This window comes from Treponema sp., assembly GCF_017430385.1.
GTDB lineage: Bacteria > Spirochaetota > Spirochaetia > Treponematales > Treponemataceae > Treponema_D.
This window is the reverse complement of record NZ_JAFRNB010000097.1, coordinates 1-21,323: the sequence shown is the minus strand read 5'-3', so window position 1 is coordinate 21,323 and position 21,323 is coordinate 1. Positions and strand designations below refer to the sequence as shown.

Annotated in this window: 18 protein-coding genes; 9 read left to right on the top strand and 9 right to left on the bottom strand. The window is 45.2% G+C overall.

What is annotated here, in order from left to right:
• The first annotated feature begins 28 nt into the window (after positions 1-28).
• From IJJ71_RS06595 to IJJ71_RS06585, 3 genes are all read left to right on the top strand, one after another.
• Positions 29-823: an RsmE family RNA methyltransferase gene (locus IJJ71_RS06595; RefSeq protein ID WP_296846036.1), complete on the top strand. Its 795-nt coding sequence runs from the start codon at positions 29-31 to the stop codon at positions 821-823.
• Between the two features lie 69 nt (positions 824-892).
• Positions 893-1,702: a WecB/TagA/CpsF family glycosyltransferase gene (locus IJJ71_RS06590; RefSeq protein WP_296846035.1), complete on the top strand. Its 810-nt coding sequence runs from the start codon at positions 893-895 to the stop codon at positions 1,700-1,702.
• Between the two features lie 2 nt (positions 1,703-1,704).
• Positions 1,705-2,766 carry a sigma 54-interacting transcriptional regulator gene (locus tag IJJ71_RS06585; RefSeq protein WP_296846034.1) on the top strand — a complete coding sequence of 354 codons (1,062 nt, stop codon included), beginning with the start codon at positions 1,705-1,707 and terminating at the stop codon, positions 2,764-2,766.
• On the opposite strand, the gene IJJ71_RS06580 is transcribed toward IJJ71_RS06585, so the two are convergent.
• Entirely contained in the window at positions 2,763-3,488 is a 726-nt protein-coding gene (locus IJJ71_RS06580) for an RNA methyltransferase (protein ID WP_296846033.1), read from the bottom strand. The two genes, IJJ71_RS06585 and IJJ71_RS06580, sit on opposite strands and share 4 nt — an antisense overlap.
• 46 nt (positions 3,489-3,534) lie before the next feature.
• Here IJJ71_RS06580 and IJJ71_RS06575 point away from each other — a divergent pair, with 46 nt between their 5' ends.
• The 4 genes from IJJ71_RS06575 to IJJ71_RS06560 all read left to right on the top strand — a co-directional run bounded on the left by IJJ71_RS06575 (position 3,535) and on the right by IJJ71_RS06560 (position 7,789).
• Complete coding sequence (locus tag IJJ71_RS06575) at positions 3,535-4,296, top strand: SDR family NAD(P)-dependent oxidoreductase (RefSeq protein ID WP_296846032.1); 762 nt, start codon at positions 3,535-3,537, stop codon at positions 4,294-4,296.
• Positions 4,297-4,375: 79 nt separating this feature from the next.
• Entirely contained in the window at positions 4,376-4,927 is a 552-nt protein-coding gene (locus IJJ71_RS06570; RefSeq protein WP_296846031.1) for an STAS domain-containing protein, read from the top strand.
• Positions 4,928-5,009: 82 nt separating this feature from the next.
• Positions 5,010-5,972 carry a hypothetical protein gene (locus tag IJJ71_RS06565; RefSeq protein ID WP_296846030.1) on the top strand — a complete coding sequence of 321 codons (963 nt, stop codon included), beginning with the start codon at positions 5,010-5,012 and terminating at the stop codon, positions 5,970-5,972.
• The gene (locus tag IJJ71_RS06560) at positions 5,969-7,789 is read left to right on the top strand and encodes a hypothetical protein (protein WP_296846029.1); all 1,821 of its coding nucleotides are present in this window, start codon (positions 5,969-5,971) and stop codon (positions 7,787-7,789) included. Before IJJ71_RS06565 ends, IJJ71_RS06560 begins: the two co-directional genes overlap by 4 nt.
• A 259-nt stretch (positions 7,790-8,048) precedes the next feature.
• Here the strand turns inward: IJJ71_RS06560 and murA are convergent, their stop codons facing one another.
• The 6 genes from murA to IJJ71_RS06530 form a co-directional block, all read right to left on the bottom strand.
• Entirely contained in the window at positions 8,049-9,335 is a 1,287-nt protein-coding gene (gene murA, locus IJJ71_RS06555; protein WP_296846028.1) for a UDP-N-acetylglucosamine 1-carboxyvinyltransferase, read from the bottom strand.
• Positions 9,336-9,635: 300 nt separating this feature from the next.
• Positions 9,636-11,654 carry a glycoside hydrolase family 31 protein gene (locus tag IJJ71_RS06550; protein ID WP_296846027.1) on the bottom strand — a complete coding sequence of 673 codons (2,019 nt, stop codon included), beginning with the start codon at positions 11,652-11,654 and terminating at the stop codon, positions 9,636-9,638.
• A gap of 174 nt (positions 11,655-11,828) precedes the next feature.
• Entirely contained in the window at positions 11,829-13,070 is a 1,242-nt protein-coding gene (gene pepT / locus IJJ71_RS06545) for a peptidase T (RefSeq protein WP_296846026.1), read from the bottom strand.
• Positions 13,071-13,222: 152 nt separating this feature from the next.
• Complete coding sequence (locus tag IJJ71_RS06540) at positions 13,223-15,325, bottom strand: cation:proton antiporter domain-containing protein (RefSeq protein ID WP_296846025.1); 2,103 nt, start codon at positions 15,323-15,325, stop codon at positions 13,223-13,225.
• A gap of 192 nt (positions 15,326-15,517) precedes the next feature.
• Positions 15,518-16,519 carry an ABC transporter ATP-binding protein gene (locus tag IJJ71_RS06535; RefSeq protein WP_296846024.1) on the bottom strand — a complete coding sequence of 334 codons (1,002 nt, stop codon included), beginning with the start codon at positions 16,517-16,519 and terminating at the stop codon, positions 15,518-15,520.
• On the bottom strand, positions 16,516-17,358 hold the full coding sequence (locus IJJ71_RS06530) for a patatin-like phospholipase family protein (protein ID WP_296846023.1): 843 nt from the start codon (positions 17,356-17,358) through the stop codon (positions 16,516-16,518). Before IJJ71_RS06530 ends, IJJ71_RS06535 begins: the two co-directional genes overlap by 4 nt.
• 382 nt (positions 17,359-17,740) lie before the next feature.
• Between IJJ71_RS06530 and IJJ71_RS06525 the strand changes: the two genes are divergently transcribed.
• Both IJJ71_RS06525 and IJJ71_RS06520 read left to right on the top strand, forming a co-directional pair.
• Positions 17,741-17,971: a hypothetical protein gene (locus IJJ71_RS06525; RefSeq protein ID WP_296846022.1), complete on the top strand. Its 231-nt coding sequence runs from the start codon at positions 17,741-17,743 to the stop codon at positions 17,969-17,971.
• Positions 17,968-18,231 (top strand): Txe/YoeB family addiction module toxin, encoded by a 264-nt coding sequence (locus IJJ71_RS06520; protein ID WP_296846021.1) that lies wholly within the window; start codon positions 17,968-17,970, stop codon positions 18,229-18,231. Before IJJ71_RS06525 ends, IJJ71_RS06520 begins: the two co-directional genes overlap by 4 nt.
• Before the next feature lie 2 nt (positions 18,232-18,233).
• Here the strand turns inward: IJJ71_RS06520 and IJJ71_RS06515 are convergent, their stop codons facing one another.
• Positions 18,234-19,970 carry an ABC transporter permease gene (locus IJJ71_RS06515; RefSeq protein ID WP_296846020.1) on the bottom strand — a complete coding sequence of 579 codons (1,737 nt, stop codon included), beginning with the start codon at positions 19,968-19,970 and terminating at the stop codon, positions 18,234-18,236.
• Between the two features lie 13 nt (positions 19,971-19,983).
• Positions 19,984-20,976, bottom strand: a complete 993-nt coding sequence (locus IJJ71_RS06510) for an ABC transporter substrate-binding protein (protein ID WP_296846019.1) — start codon at positions 20,974-20,976, stop codon at positions 19,984-19,986.
• Between the last annotated feature and the right edge of the window lie 347 nt (positions 20,977-21,323).

Below are 21,323 nucleotides of genomic sequence, written 5' to 3'. Positions count from 1 at the left end.
CATCCGCGTTTATCCGCGTCTAATATATATGCGCCAGTACATTTCCCAGAAAAATCTTGATTCAGACGGGCTTCTCACAATAATCGGCAAGGATTACCGCTATTTGCGAAATGTTTTGCGCCTGGTGAGCGGTGACATGATTCATGTGCGGCTTCCTTCGGGCGAGCTTCAGCCGATGACTGTGTGCTTTGTTGACGAAAAAGCTAAAAAAATCACTTTGCAGGTTTGTGACATTGCGGAAGGTGAGCAGATTGGCGAGAATCAGCCGGAAGAAACTGATTCAATCGAATCAACGGAATTCATTCTTTTTATGGCCGTTCCAAAATCTTCGAAATTTGACCTGATTGTGCGGCAGGCGACTGAGTGCGGGGTGGCAAAAATCGTTCCTGTGCTGACGGAATTCTCGCAGAATGGCGGTGAAAAAATGAATTTCCGGGGCGAGAGATTTGAGCGGATTATCAAGGAAGCCAGGCAGCAGAGCGGAAGCCCGGTCAACACTCAGATTGAAAATTGCGTTACTTTAAAAGAAGCGTGCGAAATCTGGAAAAATGAATGTGAAAATCTTTCGGAAAGCGAAAAACTTGCCGTGGTGCTCTATGAGAGGAACGACTCTACTGTCTCAATAAAATGTTCTTGCGAAAAAAAACAGAATCTTAAGAAGGTCGCGCTTTTTTGCGGAAGTGAGGGCGGAATCAGCCCCGAAGAAGTAAAATCCTTGTGCGATGCGGGATTTACGGCGGTTCATTTAAAGACGAACATCCTTCGTTGTGAGACGGCGGCTCTTTACGGAATTGCGGCGTTGCAGGTGGCGGTTAGCACTTAGCTTGCTTATTGAATTCTGCTTAATTTTATGTTAGTCTTTTTTGTGATTATAGAATAGAGAATCAAAAAAATGAATAGAATCGAATTGTTGGGCGTGCCGGTGGATGTATGCCTTCCGGAAAATCTCGAAGAAGAAATCATGAAAATCCTCGAAAAGCCTGGCACAAAACAGATTGTTTTTCTTACGTTATGGGATTTGCTCAAAGCCCGCAACAAAAAAAAGGACTTTGGCGATTGTCTTCGTAACGCTGACTTGATTCTTCCGATTTCAAAAAGCATTTTAAAGGGCGCACGGTTCCTCAAACTTGATGTTCCTGTAAGGTACAATCCTTTCAACGCTGTCATTCAGATTCTTAACACTCTCGACCATCACTATAAATCTCTTTATCTTCTTGGTGCGCACAAAAAAACTCTCCAAAAGGCCGAGCACAATGTTCACGACACTTTCAAAAACCTTCGCATTGTCGGCCGTTATGTCGGATATTTCCCGAAAAGCTCTGAGAGTGATGTCGTTCAGGCAATTTACAAGGCATCTCCGTCTCTCGTAATCCTGAGCGAGGGCATCAAGGAAAAAAATCTCTGGGCTTATCATCGCCGTGACAAGTTCTCATCAAGCATTTTCCTTTATTACCCTGATTGCATCGGAATTTTTGCGGGCCGAATCCGCCGTGTTAGCGAAAAAACTTTTGATGCAGGCAAGGAAATCTGGAATGAAATCGGGCACAATCCGTTCAAAGTATTCCTGATTTTCCCTTACATGCGTTACAAAATACTTCTTCTTTTCTACCGTTTGTTCAGAAAGGACAAAAAATCCGGAGAGGCTGGCGTTTACCATGTCGAAAGCCTCGAAAAAAACAAGGAAGAGCCGAAAGAGAGCTGAAAATGATTGAAGGGGCTGTTCTTTTTTCTGAAAATATTGAAGATTTGCTTTTTGTGCGTGAAAAATCAGAAAAAATTTTACGGTATGCTTCTGATTTTAAGATGCTTCAGCGGATTTTGGAAAAATTTGCTCCCCAAACGGTCATTTGTAATTCTTCTTCCCCTCAGCGCATAAAGGATTTCATAAAAAGTTCCGGCTTCAAAATTTCTGAATATTCCACAAAAGCGGAACTTGAAAAATATCTCCGGCAATTTGAATTTGATTCTAGTGAAAGAGAGCAAGCTTACTTTGAAAACTCTTCGAACCTGAAAAATCTTTCTGAAATAAGCCCGACTTTTGCTTCGCTGGTTGGTTCTTCGCCTGCGATGCAAAAAATCCGCCGGATGATTTTAAGAATTGCGGTATATGATGTTTCCGTTCTGATTCTGGGCGAGACTGGCACTGGAAAAACATCTTTCGCCCGCGCGATTCATGAGCTTTCGGCAAGACGGGAAAAGCCTTTCAAGGATTGCGTTCTTTCAAATTCAAATGAATCTTTGGTTGAGTCCAAGCTTTTTGGTGTTGCTGAAGGTGGATTTACTGGTGCGGTTGCCGGGAAGGGGCTTTTTGAGGAATGTGACGGTGGCACGCTTTTCCTTGATGAAATCGGTGAGATTTCTGCGGGCACTCAGACAAAATTGCTGCAAGTTTTAAGCGAGGGCGTGATAAACAGAATCGGATCGAACGAGGACATAAAAGTTGATGACAGAATGATTTTTGCCACGAACGCAAATCTTGAGGCTAAAATCAAACTTGGTGAATTCCGCGAAGATTTATTTTACCGAATCAACGATGTTACTCTCCGGATTCCACCGTTGCGTGAGCGGCTGGAAGACATTCCTGATTTGTGCCGGGAAATTTTGCGGCGTGAGAAAATCAACAAAGAGATTTCAGATTCGGCAATCAGCGTAATGCAGACTTTTTCATGGAAAGGAAATGTCCGCCAGCTCGAAAAATGTATTCGGAACGCAGCGTTGCTTTACTGTGACGGAGATGTGATTGAACCGAAGGATATTAAGCTCTAATGCTTGCTTGCTAATCCTGCTGCTTTGTCGAAAATCTTTTCTATATATTGGGCTTCACTTTCGCTCAGGGCGGCTCTTGAAAGAATATCTGTCCAGAATTTTTCCATGTCTGGGCGGCCTGTTACTTTGAAGAATCCGATTTTCTGCAGGTTGTCGGCGATTTCCGTGACTGTTTTTCCAAGCCGTTCCAGAGAAACCGGAGTGTAGCCGCGTGAGGCTTTGTTTTTCCCTTCCAGAGATTTCCTGAAAATTTGGTATGAGATAATTTGAACTGCGTGAGAAAGGTTGAGCGAGCCGAATTCTTCGCTTGAAGGAATCGTGACTCCCATCGTGCACTCGTCAAGCTCTTCTTCTTCGAGGCCTGTGCGTTCGTTCCCGAAAACTATGGCAATTTTTCCGTCGGAAGAAATTTGGTCGGCGGTGTCGGCGAATTCTTCGGGGAGCAGGAGTTTGCCTCTCTTTTTTCCACGGCGGCGGGTCGTGCCTGCAATAATCGTGCAGTCTTTTGCGGCTTCGGTGATTGAGTCAAAAAACTGGGCGTTTTCCCAAATTGATGCTGCATGAATTGCCAGAATCCGCACCCTCTCTTCATCAAAATCTGATTTTTTGCCTACGATTCGGAGTGTTTTGAGTGAATTGTTTGCCATTGCCCGGCAAACTGCTCCAACATTTCGGCTTTCTTCGGGGCGGGAAAGAATTACGACGACATTTGAAAGATTCATGCTGACAGTCTACTTTTTTTAATGGATTTAGGCTACAATCATTTGTATGGAAAAATGTTTTGAGGGAAAAACAGCCCTTGTGGTCGGTGGCTCAGGCGGAATCGGGGCAGAGCTTTCGCTTGCTCTGGCTCAGGAAGGAGCCAAACTTGTGATTCACGGCGGGCATAAAAGCGAAAAATTTGATTTGCTTGCAAAAAAGATTGAAAATCTCAGCGGAAAAAAGCCTGAAATGCTCGTTCATAATCTCTTGGAGTCTGATTTTTCTTCTCTGGAACGCTCGGAACTTCTTGATGCGGCCAAGAATTGTGACATTCTTTGTGTCTGCTTCGGGCCTTTCGTGCAAAAGTCGCTACATGAGATTGCTCTTTGTGACTGGAAAAATGCGGCACTTTTTGATTATGCTCTTCCCGGAGTTTTGGTTTCGGAGGCTCTTCCCGGTATGATGGCAAAAAAATGGGGCAGAATCCTTCTTTTTGGCGGCACAGGCACTTCTTTCCGTGAGGAATTTTCCACGAATGCGGCTTATGCGGGCGCAAAATCCGGCCTGAATGTGCTTACGGCTTCCGTCGCGGCTTTTTATGCGGAATACGGCATCACATGCAATTTGATTTGTCCGGGCTTTACGGAGACCGAATATCTTTCGGAGCGGCTTAAATCCGAGCTTAGCAAGAAAATGCCGATGGAAACGATGATAAAATCATCCTCGATTGTAGAAATAGCTTTATTTTTGCTTAAAAATGCCGATATTAATGGTGCGACCCTTCGCTCTGATAGAGGCTGGTCAACATTAAAAGCCCCTTTAAAATAAAAAAAAACTAGACTAAAACGGGTTTTATGGTGTATCATATAAGGGAATTAGTAGTTGAGTTTTAATTGAGGTAGGTGACATGGGCAACAATAATGAGCTTGTTCCGGGTTTTAATGACGAAAAAGATGATAGTCTCAAAATTACCCTTGAAAAAATCGAGGGAATTGATAATGGGCTTATCATTTATTTGAACGGCTATATCGATACTTACAATTCAAGCTTTTTTCAGAAGAGAATTTCAAAAGTCGTAGAAAGCGGTTTTGTCAATTTGATTTTTAACTGTTCTGCGCTCAATTATGTTTCATCAACTGGTATCGGTTCTTTCACCGCATTTCTCAAGTTGATTAAACCAAAGGGCGGCGACATTGTTCTTCTTGAAATTCAGCCGAAGGTTTATGAAGTTTTCCAGCTCCTCGGATTCTCTCAGTTCTTCAATATCAAAGATTCTTTGAATGATGCTGTCAATTTCTTCAAGCAGGGTGCTCCTGTTGCAGAAAGCATCTTCCCAAAGATTTTCAGCTGCCCGGTTTGCTCTAAACGGCTCAAGGCTACTCGCGCAGGCCGATTCCGCTGTTCTGAGTGTAAGTCGATTCTTGCAATTGATCAGCACGGTCAGGTCTTCCTCGGCTAAACTGCAAAAAATCTAAAGAATATTTCAACCACTTCAAAAAGAAGTGGTTTTTTTTATTTATTCGTGTTATCCTTATAATATAATGAAACGCGCACTTTACCTTGCAGTAATTTATTTGGCGTCAATGTTTGTTGGCACACTTGTTTTTGCAACTCTTTTTATGTTCAGCTGCAATCTTACGATGTTTGTCACTGGCTTGCCGTCATCATTTTTCTCACTCCGTTTTTTCATGACAGGAATCCTTCTTTCGCTTCCGCTTGTCTGCATCATAGTTGAAATCCTTCTTGTCTTGTATTTGATTCGGCATCCAAAGCATCAGTTGATTTCGCTGATTATGTATGTTGTTTTTGGGGTTGCAACATGGTTGGTCTTAATTCCTACCGATTTCAAGCTCATTTCCCGCTATGAGTCCGATGTCGTTTCATCCCGGATTGAGGCTTCTTCGGCTGGCGTTTTCCGAAAAGAATCAAACGGTGTTTTCTATTTTTCAAAAATCAACGAGGACAAAACTGCCGACGGTGTTTTCCTTGATACAACGGGCTATCTTGGGCAGGAAGGTGCGGTTCTTCCGCTTTTCAATTTTTCGGTCAAAACAGAGTCCGCATATCCTTATTCGGACATTATCATAAAAAATTCCCTGCAACCGTCAAGCCTTGTAATCTATCCTTTCTCGGTTTACAACGCAATTATTACGGCCGGGCAATACAGTGCTTCCCTCGGATTTTTTGCATGGCTTGCTTTTGCTTCGCTGGGGCTTGCCCTTCTTTCAGTCTATGGAATTCAGTTCGCAAGTTCATGGAAGCTCGCGAATGTAGCCTGCGTAATCACTGCCGCGGCTGCAATCATCATGATTAATTATTTCTACTATATGAATTTCCTTCCTGATGTATTGAAGGAAGTTGCTTCAAAACTTGCTGAATTTTCGGGCTTAAAAGACCCTCTGATAATTCTCATAAATATCATTCTTTCTATTATTTTCATCGGATTTGGTGTGTTCATGGGAATTTACAGACTTAAGGGAAATGTGCTGGAGAGTAACGAATGAGAAAAACTGGAATTATTGTAGCGATTTACTCAGTCATTGCGTTCGCAATCTGTCTTCTTATATCACATTTAATGAAGAATCTGCCTGTTTTGCTTCCTGGTGAAAATTCTTCCTATATTCTTACGCGGGCATTTCTTTTCTTCTGCAAATTTTTGCCGGCCCTTGTGTTCAGCGGTTTTTTGATTGGATGTGCGATTGCTTACGGAAAGGATTCTGAAAAGGCGCAGATTAAATATTCTCCGCTGATTATGGAACATTTCCGCAAGACGATGATTGCTTCTATTATAATCGTCCTAATCGTTTCTTTTATCACCGAAGTTTTTGTTCCGCTTTTTGAGCAGCGGCAGGCCAGGGCAAAAATCAAGCCGGTTCTTTTTTCGGAATTCATAACTTTGAGCAAGGATTATTTCGATAAAGGCAATATGAGCCTGGCTTTTGAATATTCTTACAATGCGCTTTTGCTCAGCCCAAAAGACAAAGATGCGCTTTACATCAATGAACACGCAAGTGCGGAGCTTAATTCCTTAAAAATGGTTCTTGACCGCCCGGAAGAGCCGAAATTTGTTTTCGTTCCTGCAAAAGAAACAAAGGGCGAGACAATCACTTCGCTTTTGAATAAGGCTAGAGTGGCCGCCGAAAAGGAAAATTGGTTTGATGCACATTATTATGCTTATCTTGCGGTTGAAGTTGGCAATGAAAAGGACATAAATCTTGAGGAAGCCAACCGTCTTGCGAGCGAAGCATGGAATCATCTTTTTGACCCGAGTGTAATAAAAGAGACCGATGAGCAGATTTTGTTCCGCAAAAAACGCGAGGCTTACAGAACTTTGATTCGTGGCGACAATGTTGAGGCTTATTACCAGTTCCTTGAGATTGCGAATTTTTCTGATGTTGCGGCACGAGACCCGGATGTTTCAAAATTCCTTGTGATTGCAGAGCAAAGGCTTGTGGAGCAATGTTTTTTCATTGAGGAAGTTGAGAATCTTCGCAGGTTTGAGGCTTACAACAACATTTATTTTGCTATTCCGCACGATGACGGTTCAAAGGATGTAGTTTATATTCGTGGAATTACGCCTGTAAAGAATTCCGGGCGGATGGTTCAGTATTTGCGCGGATTCAGTTTGTTCACATATTCAAAAGACGGTGACTTCTTGCGCTCGATTTATGTTCCTTATGCAAAAATGCTTTCCCAGACAACTGATTCTTTCGATGAATCTGCAAAACTTCATTTTGGCATAAAAGATTCTTTCAAAACTGTTCCGTATCTCATGCTGGAATGTGTTTCAAAAACTGACCGCAACGGAAGAATTTCTCCAGTTTATGAATATGATGCCGATTACACGAAGGAAAACGAGCCTTACTTAAACAATTATTTTGTTCTCGGTTTGCCGCAAAAAGATTTCAACCTTCTTTGCGATGCGGCCGCAGGTTCCAGAAAAATGAGCTTGATTTCGCTCATAAGATTTTTGCCAAAGACGCTCGAATACGGCTATTCTTATGAGGTTTACAATTCTGATTTCCTGTTCAGAGTTACTTATCCGCTGATTATGCTGATTTGCTGTATTTTTATGGCTTGTATGGCATGGAATTACAGGCTCAATGACTCTCAGTTGTTCAAATTCAAGTGGATTTTCCTCATGCCTGCAATCACGGTGATTCTTTACTTTGTGATTGAATGTGGATTGTATATCTGTCGCATGTTGAATTATGCTCTTGTGGTCATGCTTGGCGGTGGCGCGGTTTTTGTAAGCATTCCGCTGCTGGTCGTGATTCTGCTGATTGTCTGTGTAAATTTTGTGTCACGCACAGCGGATTAATAATTCGCCGGAAAGTGTGAAAAAGTGTTCGCTCCCAGAAAAGACACGGCATTGAGGAACCTACGCAGCACAGCTGCTTCGGAGAATCGCTAAAAACTCACCTCGTGAGTTTTCTTCACGCTCCCTAGGTGCAAGGGGCCTTTTCGTAGAATAATTGTAAAAAGCACTTTTCTGGCGGTACATTCACCTTGCAAGTGCCTCAAACCGTTCTGCTTTTCTTCGCGCTACCACTTTTTCGCATTTTTCTGCTATTAAAGCTTTAGTCTTCAATCTCAACTTGTTCGATTCTTGCGCCTAGGGAACGCAGTTTTTGAACTAGGTTTTCGTAGCCTCTTTCAATCTGATAGACATTGCTGATTTCGCTTTCGCCGTGGGCGATTAGGGCGGCTATTACCATGGCCATGCCTGCGCGTACATCCGGGGAAACTAGCTTGTCACCGTGGAGAGTGCATGGACCGCTTACTACGGCTCGGTGTGGGTCACAGAGAGTGATTCTTGCGCCCATAGAGATGAGCTTGTCTACGAAGAACATGCGGCTTTCAAACATTTTTTCGAAAATGAGGACTGTACCTTCAACCTGAGTTGCAACGACTGTCATGATTGATGTCAAATCTGGCGGAAATCCTGGCCACGGAGAGTCGTCGATTTTTGGAATCATGCCACCCAAGTCTGTGTTGACCTTCATTTCCTGACCGAGCGCAACTGTGAGAGCGTCACCCTCGATTGTCCAGCGGATTCCGAGTTTGCCGAAAGCAACCCGAAGTGGGCGCATGTCTTCCGGCTTTACGCCTGTGATTGTGATTGAGCCTTTTGTGGCTGCCGCAAGACCAATGTATGAGCCGATTTCCATGAAATCTGGGCCGATTGCGAAGTCCGTGCCGTGGAGTTTTTTAACTCCGTCGATGTGAAGGATGTTGCTTCCGATTCCGGAGATTTTTGCGCCCATTGCTACGAGCATGTTGCACAAGTCCTGCACATGCGGCTCGCTTGCCGCGTTGTTGATGATTGTGTGACCTTCGGCCAAAACTGCCGCCATAACTGCATTTTCTGTGGCGGTGACGGAAGTTTCATCAAGGAAGATGTCTGCTCCGACAAGTTTGTTTGCTGTGAAAGTGAACGGGCCTTCAACTGAGATTCTGGCTCCGAGCTCCTGCAATGCGAGGAAGTGGGTGTCAACGCGGCGGCGACCGATGACATCTCCGCCTGGTGGTGGCATGATGGCCTTGCCAGTACGGGCAACGAGCGGGCCTGCAAACAAGATTGATGCGCGAATTTTTTTGCTTAATGCTGCCGGGATGTCCGAACAGCGGATAAGCGATGCGTCAATTTTCCACTCGTGCTCGCCGATTTTTTCTACGCTGGCTCCGAGTGCCTGCAAAATCAAAAGCATTACGCCGGTGTCTTCAATTTCCGGGATATTTCGTAAAATTACTGGTTCTTCACTCAAAAGTGTGGCGGCGATACAAGGCAAAGCCGCATTTTTGTTTCCGCTGGCGGCGATTGTTCCACGGATTGGAATGCCGCCTTCGATTCTGTATTTGTGCATAATCTAAATTATATCAAAAAAAATGTCTAAAGTCGAGTTTTAAGGAAGTTCTGATCAGGGCAAACGCATTATAAAATATTCCCTGCTGAAAATGGCTCCCAGTCATGAAAACGGCTTATCGAAGCCGCATGCTAGCATGCTACACGCGTTTTGTGTTTGTAACTATATACATTTGCCGCTTTCGCGGCAGCACAAAACGAGTGTCTTCGTAAGCCGTTTCATTCTTTCGCGCCATTTTCAATATAAAATTTATTATAATGCGTTTGTTCGGAAGTACTGATTAACACTTGTCGTGATTACTCAGTACTTCCGGATATTTTTCAGGCTGATGTCAGTCGTAAATCCGTCGTCACTGTAAAGCTCATAGGTTGCGTCTGAATCACCAAGCTTTGTAAGCGATGAATAGTCGATATCTTTTGAAGTCTGGGCGATTTTCTTGCAGAATGGAATTGATTTTCCTTTTTTGATGAAGAAAACTACCGTGTCTTCTGGGATGTCGATGTAATGACCGCCTTTTTCGATTGGAGACTGAGTTGCCTTGCAATCTTTCCAGGTCACTTGAATCATGTCTTCCGGGAGATAGACGAAGCGGCCTTTTGTGTTCTGTTTGTAAACAGGCGCGATAAGCACTTCATTTCCGAGCATAAGCTCATCCTCGATGTCGCGGGCAATTTTGTCTTCCGGGTAATCGAAGCTCAGCGGGCGGAACATCATTTCATTTTTAAGGCTAGCCTTGATGAATTCGCTGTAAATGTATGGAAGAAGTGCGTAGCGGAGAGAAAGAACGCTCTTGAAATCATCGGTTTCGCCGAAAGCATAACATTCCTGATTTCGGGTATTCCATGCCGCGTGGTTTCGCATGAGAGGTGTGAAAATGCCGAGCGCGAGCCAGCGGAGTACCAAATCGCGTGAACTTGAATCGCCGAAACCGCCGATGTCCGCACCTGTGTACAAGAATCCGCACATATTGAGCGACGGAAGCATTTTCAGCTCCATTTCGATATTGTTCCACCAAGCAACATTGTCGCCCATCCAGATTCCGCCGTAACGGTGTGAGCCGATGCAAGAAGCGCGTGAGTAGAGAAGTGTGCGCTTGCCTTTTTTGATTTCATTGAGGCCTTCTCTGGCAGCTTTTGTCATCATGGCTCCGTACATGTTGTGAAGCCTGTCGTGCCTTACATTCACTTTTTTGCCGTTCAAATCAGTTACTTCATGATAGAAACTCTGATAATCCTTCATGCGGTTGCAAGTGCTTCCTGAAAGCGGCATAAAGTCGAAGAATGTGTTGATGTCGAGTTCTTTGCCTTTGAAAGTTTCGAATTTTTCAAAAACTTCTTTGAGGCCTTCTTCGGTGTAGAAAAGAGCCGGCTCGTTCATGTCGTTCCAGAATCCTTCTACGCCAGCATCTGTGAGAGCCTTGTATTTGCTTCCAAACCATTTTCGTGCATCTTCGCGGAAAAAGTCTGTGAAAACACATTTTCCAGGCCAAACTGCGGCGACAAAATTGCTTCCATCCGCTTTTTTGCAGAAGAATCCGCCTTTTTTGCCTTCTTCGTAAGTTTCGTAGCCTTCTTTTTGCTTGACTCCGGCATCAATAATCGGAATCAAGTGGATTCCCTGCTCTGAAAGTTCTTCGTTCAATGCCTTAAAGTCCGAGAATTTTGCCTTGTCCACGGTGAAATCCATGAATTCTTCCATGTAATCGATGTCGAGGCACACGCTGTCGAGCGGAAGATTTTTTTCTTTGTGAGTTTTGACGACTTCGCGGACTTCTTTTTCGGTCTTGTAGCCCCAGCGGCTCTGCTGAAAACCGAATGCCCAGAACGGTGGAATGTAGCTCTGGCCAATCATTTCGCGGAACTGGCGAACGATGTCTTTTAGTGCCGCAGATTTGTCGCTTTCGCTGCTTGTGATTTCGTAGAGGAAAATGCCGTCAACATCGCATTTGACTGTGAGTGTGTCGTAATCAGTCCAGCCGATGTCGAATTCGATTTTTGCCGGGGTGTCGAAGTAAAGCCCGGTGATTTTTTCGCCAAAAATTACGATGAAATTGTGTGCGCCGTAAAGTGACGGGTCAGATTCGTTGCCGCCCGGTTTGTCAGAGCACCAGCTTGCATAATGAAAGCCGCGTTTGTTGATTCCACGGACATTTTCGCCGAGACCAAAAATCATGTCGTCCTTTGCCATTTTGTACTCGAAAGCGAAAGGCCAGTCTGATTTGACAACTCCCAAACTGAGGAAATTTTTGCTCAACGACACATCATTTACGACTGCATCGGTCTGAATAATCGGGTTTCCGAATCTGAATTTATTAATCATAATTATGATTATATTCCAAAATTTTAAGAAGTCTATAGGTAAAAGTGGCTATTTTTATAACAAAAGTATGAATTTGGGCGCAATCCTCTTCCTGCGGGCTTTCCAGCCTTCGCTAACGCTCATTGCCGTGGAAAAATCCACGGCAACTTCGGGCTTCCAATCCCGGCGCGGCATTTACTTTTCAATCAGGTTTACGAGTACGGCCATGGCTTTTCCCATTTGCTCCAGGCTTGCCCATTCAGTGCGTGAGTGATAGTTGTGGCCGCCTGTGAAAATGTTCGGGCATGGAATTCCCATTTCTGTGAGGCGGGAACCGTCCGTGCCACCGCGGATTGGCGTAAAGCAAGGCTCAACTCCGGCTTTTTTGTAGGCCGCAACAAGATTTTCGATTACATCGGCTCGGTTTTTGAAGCCGTTTTTCATGTTTAGATATTGCTGAGTGTGCTTGACTTCAACTTTGCCACCGAAAGAGGCTGCCGTTGCATTTGCGAGAGTATCCACGAGGGCCTTTCTGTTTTCCATGTTCACAGAGTCAAAATCGCGCAGGAAAATTACGACTTTCGCGCTTTCGATGGAGCCTTCGATTGTCATCGGGGCATAAAATCCTTCGTAGCCACTCGTTGTTTCTGGGGACTCGTGGCGTGGAAGATTTGTGACAAAATTGCTTGCCATTGTGATTGCATTCACGAGAATTCCACGAGCGGAGCCTGTGTGAACCGAAACGCCTGTGAATGTGACTTCGCTTTTGAATGCGTTGAAGCACTCTGTCTCAAGCTCGCCGATGTGACCGCCGTCAACGGTGTAGGCATATTTTGATTTAATCAGGTTGAGCGGAACATTGTCCATGCCGTGGCCTGTTTCTTCGTCAGGTGAGAAGCAGACTTCGATTTCGCCGTGCTGGGCTTCAGGATTTTTGGCAAAATATTCGAGCGCGGTCATGATTTCGGCAACACCTGCCTTGTCGTCCGCTCCGAGCAAGGTCGTTCCGTCGCTCGTGATGATTGTCTCGTGATTTTTTGCGCTTTCGGCCAAAGCCAAATCTTTCTGGACGGATAAAATATCACCCGATTTGAGGATAATATCTTCCCCGGCGTAGTTTTTGTGAACCTGTGGTTTTACATTTTCGCCCGAAACTTCCTCAACTGTGTCGATGTGTGCAAGGAGACAGAACGGCTCAATTTTTTCGCAGCCCTTAGATGCCGGAAGCCGGCCGTAAACATAGCAATGGTCTGTGATTTGAACATCCTGTAAGCCGAGAGTTTTCAGCTCCGCTTCGAGGATGTGAGCAAGGTCAAACTGATTTTTTGTGGAAGGCTGATTTCCGCTGTCAGCAGAATTTGAATCCGAGGTCGTCCAGACCTGAACATATCGTAAAAAACGCTCCAAGAGCGGGGAAGTTAATTCATTTGTTTTCATGCGGAGATTGTAACAGAAAAGGGAAAGTTTAACCACAGCAAGCGGCTTAGGGATTGTAGCCCCGCCGCTAGGCGTTCACCGAAGGTGAATGGAGCGGGGAGCGGAAGGGCGAAAAGCCCGACCCTGCCGCATGGCAGGGAAAGCCCCAAATTTTACATTTTCTTTGAGTCTTTCAAAATTTCGACCACTTCTTCGGCTGTTTTTGCTTGAAGCAGAGATTCGCGGACATCTTCGTGCATGAGAGAGCCACTGAAAGCTGCCATTGCACGCATGAGTGGGTTTGCGCCGTCGATTGGAGCCACGAGCATTACGAAGATTTTTGACGGATTTCCGTCCATTGCGGCAAAATCAGCACCGCTTTTTTTGATTCCGATGGCAACGCAAGTTTCGGTTACGCCGTTTGTTTTGGTGTGCGGGAACGCGATTCCTTTTTCGATTCCTGTGCTGCCGGCCGCCTCACGCTCTTTTAATGCTGTCAAAACTTGCTGGCGGTTTACGACATTTCCTGTCTGGCTCAAAAGTGTAAGCATTTCTTCAAGAATTTCGTCTTTTGTGTTGCCTTTGAGGTCGCATGAAATGCAGTTCGTGTTCAAGAATCTTGTGAGAGAGTTTGTCACGCGGTTTTCAGGGCAGGCGAATCCGTACTGGAGCGAGACTGTATTTTTTAGGGCTGAAAGTGATTTCATTGATTTGTCGAGACGGAGCATGATTTCGTAGAGTTCGCCTTTGACAAAGCCCATGTCTTTTTCTTCGGTTTCGATTACGAGTTTTGTGCCTTCTTCGCGGAGAGAAATTGCCGTGTCGCTTCGGCGGGCTGTGCAGATTCCGTCGGTGATGTTCATCATCTGAACATAGAAGCCTTCGGCACGCAAATCGCGGTAGAGGAAGTCCATGACGAGGTGAGTGAGTTCCTGATCGTTGAAATCCCATTCAAAAACCTGGCTTTCTTCGTCAGCAACTTCTTTTTTAGTTCCGCGGCCTTTGATTGAGAGCGAGATGTTGAGGATTGGCGGTGCGACCAAAGTTGTAACGAGGGTCATCAAAATTACGACTCCGAACAAATCCTGATTTACGATTGGTGCGCCAAGTGCGTCTTTTGCCGTAAGACCGATTCCTGCGATAATCAATGCGACTTCGCCACGAGGAATCATGCCAGCTCCGATTCGGAAAGCTCCTTTAAGGTTAAAGCCAAGTCCGAGTGAAGGAAGGCCGCAGCCCAAAAGTTTTGAAAGAATTGCGAGCAGAGTGTAGATTCCGCCGCAAATCAGGACGTTCTGGCTGAAAAGTTTGGTGACATCAACGCTCATGCCTGTGACGGCGAAGAAAATCGGTACGAAGAATTTGTAGAGCGAGTGGATTTTTTCCTGAATGACCGGTGCAATGTCAGTGCCCGAAAGTGCGAGGCCTGTCGTGTAAGCTCCGATAATCATTGCGATGTGCTCTTTTTCAAAAAATCCTGCGAGAAGGAAAGCCACGCCTAATGCTGCGATTGAAAAATCTGTTGCGCCACCGAAAAAGCGGACGAAGCGGGCGATTTTTTTTGAAAGAAGGATGAATGCGACTGTTGCCACGAGCCAGATTCCGAATGCTTTGAGCGCGATGATTCCGATTGCGCCGCCGGAAAGTGCTTTTCCTGTGCCGAGTGCCGAGACGATTCCCATTACGACTGCGAGAAGGACGATGCCGAGAACATCATCAAAAACTGCCGCTGCAAGGATTGTGACGCCTTCCGGGGAATCCATGCGTTTTTTGTCGCTCAAGATTCGTGCGGTGATTCCGACTGATGTTGCCGAGGACATGATGCCGAGGAAAAGACATTTGACATCAAAAAGTGAAGTGCACTCGATTCCGAGGACTGGCAGAATGAAGAATGCGCATACTGCTCCGAAGAAGAATGAAATTACGACACCGCCAACGCCGATGATTCCGCCAGAGACAGAATATTTGATGAAAAGTGAAAGGTCAGTTTCAAGGCCAGAAGCGAAAAGCAGAATAATAGAAGCAATTTGTGCGAATGCGTAGAGTTCCGGGGAAACTGCTCCGGCGAGTGAATCTGTTACGCCGAAAAGACCGTGCGGAAAGCCTGGAAGTGCGATTCCTCCGAGCGCGAAAGGCCCGATTAAGATGCCCGCAACAAGTTCTCCTAAAACGGAAGGAATGCCAACGCGAGCCGCCAGTTTGCCGAAAATGCGGGCTGCAAAGATAATCAGCGCGAGCTGAAAAACGAGGTCTGTAATAATTTCTGTGATGTCCATAAAATACCTCCAAAAAGAGAGAGTTATGCTATCATATTTTAGAAATCTTGTGAAGATGTTTGAGGATTCTTGAAAACTGTTGAAAACTTTGCGGTTTATAAGAAAAGCTGCGCCCCGCTATGGAGCCTCGAAGTAGCCGAAGGCTATGAGCGTTAGCGAAAGGCGGAACAGCGGTTGCAGGTTGATTGCGCCCTAAAATTCCCAGATTTTTTTTGCCCGAACTGTGATTCTGTCGCCGATCCGAAGATTTTCCGCTGAAATCGTGTCGAAATCCGCGGTGATTGTTTCTTTGGACTCGGTGTTGCTCGTCTGAATCACAAAGCGGCTTTTGCTGCCTAAAAACTGCTCTGCAAGAATCGTGCCGGAAAGCAGAATTGCGCCGGCCGGAACAAGACCTTGCTCGTAGGCGAGGGGAGCAGGGGCGGTTTCAAACCATTCCGGGCGAATCATGAGCTTTTTTTCGCCTTTTTTGAGCATGTTTGCCTTGCCGACGAAATCTGCGACGAATTCATTTTTTGGCTCAAAGTAGATTTCGCGAGGGCTTCCTTCCTGCAAAAGTTTTCCTTCGTTGAGCACGGCGATTTTCGTTGAGAGCGAAAGTGCTTCTTCCTGGTCGTGCGTGACATAAACCGTGGTGATTTTGAGGCGCTGCTGGATTTCCTTAAGCTCCTCGCGGACTTTTGTGCGGAGTTTTGTGTCGAGGGAAGAAAGTGGCTCATCCATGAGAAGGATTTTGGGCTTAAGTACAAGGGAGCGGGCAAGTGCAACTCGTTGTTGCTGGCCGCCGGAAAGCTCGTTCGGGAATCGGGAAAGAAGCGATTCAATTCCGAGGGAAGAGGCGATTTCAAGAACCTGCTCCTTGATGTCTCGGCTTGGAGTTTTATTGATTTTTAAGCCGTAAGCGATGTTCTGGGCGACCGAAAGATGCGGAAAAAGCGCGTAATCCTGAAAAACCATGCCAACTTTGCGCTCGTTGACTTCGATTCCGGCCTGATTTACACCGTCAATCAAAATTTCTCCAGACTTTGGCTCCAAAAATCCTGAAATCAGGCGGAGAAGTGTTGTCTTCCCGCAGCCACTTGGCCCCAAAAGCGTAGTGAAGCTTCCTTCTTCGACTTTGAGCGAAATGTTGTCAACTGCGAGAGTGTTTCCGAAAGAGAAAGAAAGGTTTTTTAGTTCAAGTTTTGTGTTCATTTCAAGAACTCCGTAATTTTGGCAAGGCTTTCGCCGCAAACAAGCCGTCCCATGTTGTAAACGCGCTGAAGTTCATCGGGATTTTTTTCGGTGCGGCTGATTCCAAGAGGCTCAAAAGGACAAATCACGAGGCATTTACCCGCCGCTTCCTGCTCAAAAACATATTTTTTTTGTGCGTTGTAAGTTTCGTGACGTTTTTTCATCGCTTCGTACAGTTTCGGGTATTTTCGCAAGGTAAATTTCATCATTTTGATGGAAGAGCTTTGTTCTTTCACAAAACTTCGCGGCTGGGTCAGAATCACGAGATTTTTTTCGTAGCCCATGCCTTCAAAAGCCTTGAGCGGAATCGAATCAGTCATGCCACCGTCCAAAAGCTCGTAGCCGTCAATTTTTACTACGCGAGAAACAAGCGGCATACTGGCACTTGCGCGCATCCAGGTCAAATCTTTTTCGTCGCAGGTCGCAAGTTCTTTGTAAACAGGCTCGCCGGTGCGACAATCCGAAGCCACGGCATAAAATTTGAGAGGATTGGAACGGTATTCCTCGTAATCAAAAAGGTCAAGTTTGTTCGGAAGCTCGTTGTAGCAAAAATCAGCACCGTAAAGGTCGCCGGTCAAAAGAAGCGAGCGGAAAGAGCAATATCGCCAGTCGTGTGAGAATTTTTTGTTGTAGCGGATAGCACGCCCAATCTGCTTTGACTTAAAATTGCAGCCAAAAGTTGCCCCGGCCGAAACGCCAATTGCGCCGTCAAAATTGATTCCATTTTCCAACAAAACATCGCAGACGCCAGCCGTGAACATCCCGCGCATGGCACCGCCTTCCATTACCAGACCTTTCATGAGCGAAAGTATAGCAGAAAACAGGGTTTGTTTATAGCAGAAAACTACTTCAAAAATTCATTGATGGCATCAATTACTCTTTTACGCTCTTCTTTAGAATATGAATCTTCATCATTCAACTGCGGGCTATGCACGCCCTTTCTTATAAGCAATTTTTTGATATAAGTGTTATAAAGCCGAAAGTGAAAAAATTAATTCCAGAATTGAATTATCTTTCGGATGAGGATTTGGATTTAATCGGCTCTGTTGCCAGACGTTTGAAGCGAAATTAATTTTACATCTGATTTTCTAGTCTGTTTTGAAATCCACGAATCAAAGTTTACAGATGTAATCTTTCGTGTTATATTTGGGATGGAGATTTTTGAGAATCACGGAGGAAATTATGACAGCGACAGTAACAATTCAGAACGCAAACAAAACTCTCATCGATGCAATAAAAAGTTTGGTCAAGCTGGCACCTTCAGCCCATCTCACTGTCAAAAAAACGGCAAAGGATGATTTTTATAATGAAGAAAACATCCGGCACCTCGAAGAATTGAAACGCCTCGATGACGAAGGAAAGTTGCACTTTGTAAAAAAGACAATGGAAGAATTAGAGGCGATGGAAAAATGAGCATCCAGTTTGAAGATAGTGCATGGGAGCAGTTCATTTATTGGCAAGGAGAGGATAAAAAGACTCTTAAAAAGATAAATAAATTAATTGCTGACATACAACGCAATGGTAACAACGGAATCGGGCATCCTGAACCGCTTAAAGACAATCTTTCAGGCTTGTGGAGTCGTGAAATTGATGAAAAAAATCGACTGATTTATAAAATTGACGGTGATTGCGTGCGGATTTATCAGTGCAAGAACCATTATAGTGACAAATAATTTTATTCCCCTTTATTTCCCCTCTTTCCCTTAGTTTTGAATTTCATCCCCACTCTTCCTGCGAGCAGCACGCCGAACGTTAGAGCCGTGAGCACAGTTGCCAGGGCTGCTGCTTTTCCCCATTCGCCTTGTTCGGCCAGATTCAGGATTTTTATTGATGCGAGAGGCGTTTTGAACGATACCAAGAAAATTACCGAGCTGATTGTTCCGACTCCGCGCACAAAATCGTAGATAAATGAAGAGAAGATGCCGCCTTTGCTCAGCGGAACCAAAACCGTGCCGAGAACCTGGATTTTATTTGCTCCGAGCGAGCATGAAGCGTCATCGAGCGTGGTTTTGATTTGCGAGAAAACCGTGGAGATTATTCTGTATGAGAACGGCATGAAGGCCACTGTCATTGCGATTACAATCATCATTGCCGAAAGATGGATGTGAAGGAAGTTTGTTGCGAGCGAGAGGGCGAGACCGAAAAGGGAGCCTGGAACTGCCGCCGGAATCTGAACGCAGATGTCGAGATATTTTTTGCACGGAAGGCTTGTTCGGTTTACGAAGAAAACTGAAAGACTTGCCAGAATCGTGCTGAAAATCGCGGCGATGAATGCGAAAGAAATTGAATTGAAAAGCTCACGGCTGTATTTTCCCATCGTTTTGAAATGCTCAGTTGTGAAAGTCGTGTTGATTCCCCAGAGCTTTTGCAGCGAGCCGATTAAAATCGATGCGAACTGAGCCAGAATCAAAAGCGAAATGAATGCGCAGAAAATGAAGAGCAGAATGCGTGTGATAATAGAAGATTTTTTCTCTGGCAAGGGCGAGGCTTTTGTGCCGACAGTGGCGAATTTTGCATTCTGTTTTTTCATGAAATGATTTTGTGCTACAAAAAGGCCCACCGAAGGAAGCACGAGAATGATTCCGAGGACGCAGCTTGTGCCCGCACTGACCCAGCCTGTGAGCTGTGTGTAAACTTCAACTGCAAGCACGCGGAACCTGCCGGCGACAATCATGGGGTTGCCAAAATCGCTGAGAACCGAGACTGCGATAAAAAGGGCTGCCGAAAGAATGCCGTTCGCGCATAGCGGAAGAGTGACCGTGAGCGCAATCCGAGCCTTTGAGGCTCCCATTGCCCGCGCTGCCTGTTCCAGGCTTGGCGGAACCCGTTTCAAAACCTGGGCGCAAATCAAATACGCAATCGGGAAGAAGCATAAAACCTGGGCAATCAAAAGTCCACGAAATCCGTAAAGGCTTACATCAAGCCCAAGAAGTGTCTTTGTGAAAAATCCCTGCCTGCCAAAAAGAAGGATGAATGAAAGTCCGCCGACGAAAGGCGGTGTCATCAGGTGAAGAATCGGAATGAAACCGAAAATTTTTTTGAAAGGAATGTCAGCTTTGATTACCGCATAAGCAAAAAGGTAGCCGACAAGCACCGAAAGGGTAGTGGAGCAGATACATTCAAGAAGTGTGTTGAGCATCGCTCCGCGCCAGACACTCGAAGTAAATACCGAAACAAAATCTTTTGCTCGTGGCGAAATCAAAACGCAGCCAAGCGGAAAAACAACAAAAGCCGTGAGAACAAAAATCACGGCGATGTATAGAAAATGTGTTTTTGAAAAAAATGCGTTAGGGGGTGTAGCTGCGGCGTTAGCCGTTCGCGAAGCGAATGGAGTGCGGATAGCACGGAACAGCGAAACACCCGACCTGCCGCAAGGCAGGGAACGCCCATGTTCTAAGTCCTCACTCCTCATTTCTAACTCCTGATTATTTTATTTCCTTTACCCATCTGTCTAAAACTGCTGTTTTTTCTGCCGAGGCTTTCTGTACATCATAATCGATTAAATTGATGTCCGCAATCGCAATGCTGCCTTTTACGGAGCGTGCTTTTGGATTTACCGGCGTTGTGAAAGTGTAGTTGCTCATGAGTTCCTGCGCCTCAACTGAGAGCATGAAATCAACGAATTTTTTTGCTGCGGCAAGATTCTTTGTGTTTTTCATGATTGAAATGCAGTCAACATCACCGACAGACTGAGGCGGCGCGATTGGTTTTACATCGAAGCCCTGCGCGTTGTATTTTGCGAGAGCGTGCAAGTATGATACGCCCAAAGTGTATTCGCCTGTTCCGAGCAATTTTGCCGGCGCGCTTCCTGAATCCGGGAACTGACCGACATTTTTTGTGAGCGCGTGAAGATATTCCCAGCCTTTTTCTTCGCCGAGCCGCTGAAGCTGGTTCTGGACGAAAAGATAGCCCGTGCTCGATGCCGAAGGATTGTTCAAAACGACTTCACCTTTGAAAATCGGGTTGGCAAGGTCCGTCCATGTTTTTGGAAGCGGAATTCCTGGGAATTTTTCTGCGAATCTTTTTGCATTTACGCCGATTCCGAGCGTGAGAACACAGAAGCCTGTCCAAGTATTGTCTTTTGCGACTGCGTAAGATGGAAGATCTTTTGCGAGCGGAGAAGCATAGCTTTCGAGTGCGCCCTCGTTGTCGGCCTGAATGTGATAGCTCGAAGCTCCGCCAAGCAGAATGTCAGCCTGCGGATCATTTTTCTCGGTGATGACGCGGTTTACAAGTTCTCCGGTGGTTGCCCGAAGGTAGCTGACCGGGATTCCAGTTTTTTCTGTGAAAAGTTTTGTAAGGGCTTCGGTTTCTTCGTCGTGAATGATTGAGTAAACGCGAAGTTCCTGTGATTGATTTTTTGTGCAGCCAACAAAAGCAAGAGATGCAAGAATTGAAAGAATTGCAATTTTTTTCATGGAAAGCCTCCGTTTTTTTAATGGAGACCTCTAAAAACTTCAGTTTTTAGAGGTGACTCTGAAAATGCGAGTTTTGAGTCTTGCTATTTCAAGAGTTAAAACTCGTCGGAATCTCTGGAACTTTTTGAAAAAAGTTCCAGAGATGACATATTACCTAGTAATTTAGTATGAAAAGGGTTTTTGTGCAAGTGGGGGAAGTCTCCCCCTCAGGGCATCCGCATTAAAATAACTTAATGACTCTATCCAGATAATCTTCGCATTTATCGCAAATGTGCTGCTTTTGAGAAATTGTAATGTTTTTGGATTTTATGACATCCGAAAAATCTGCTTGCTTCAGAAGATTCATT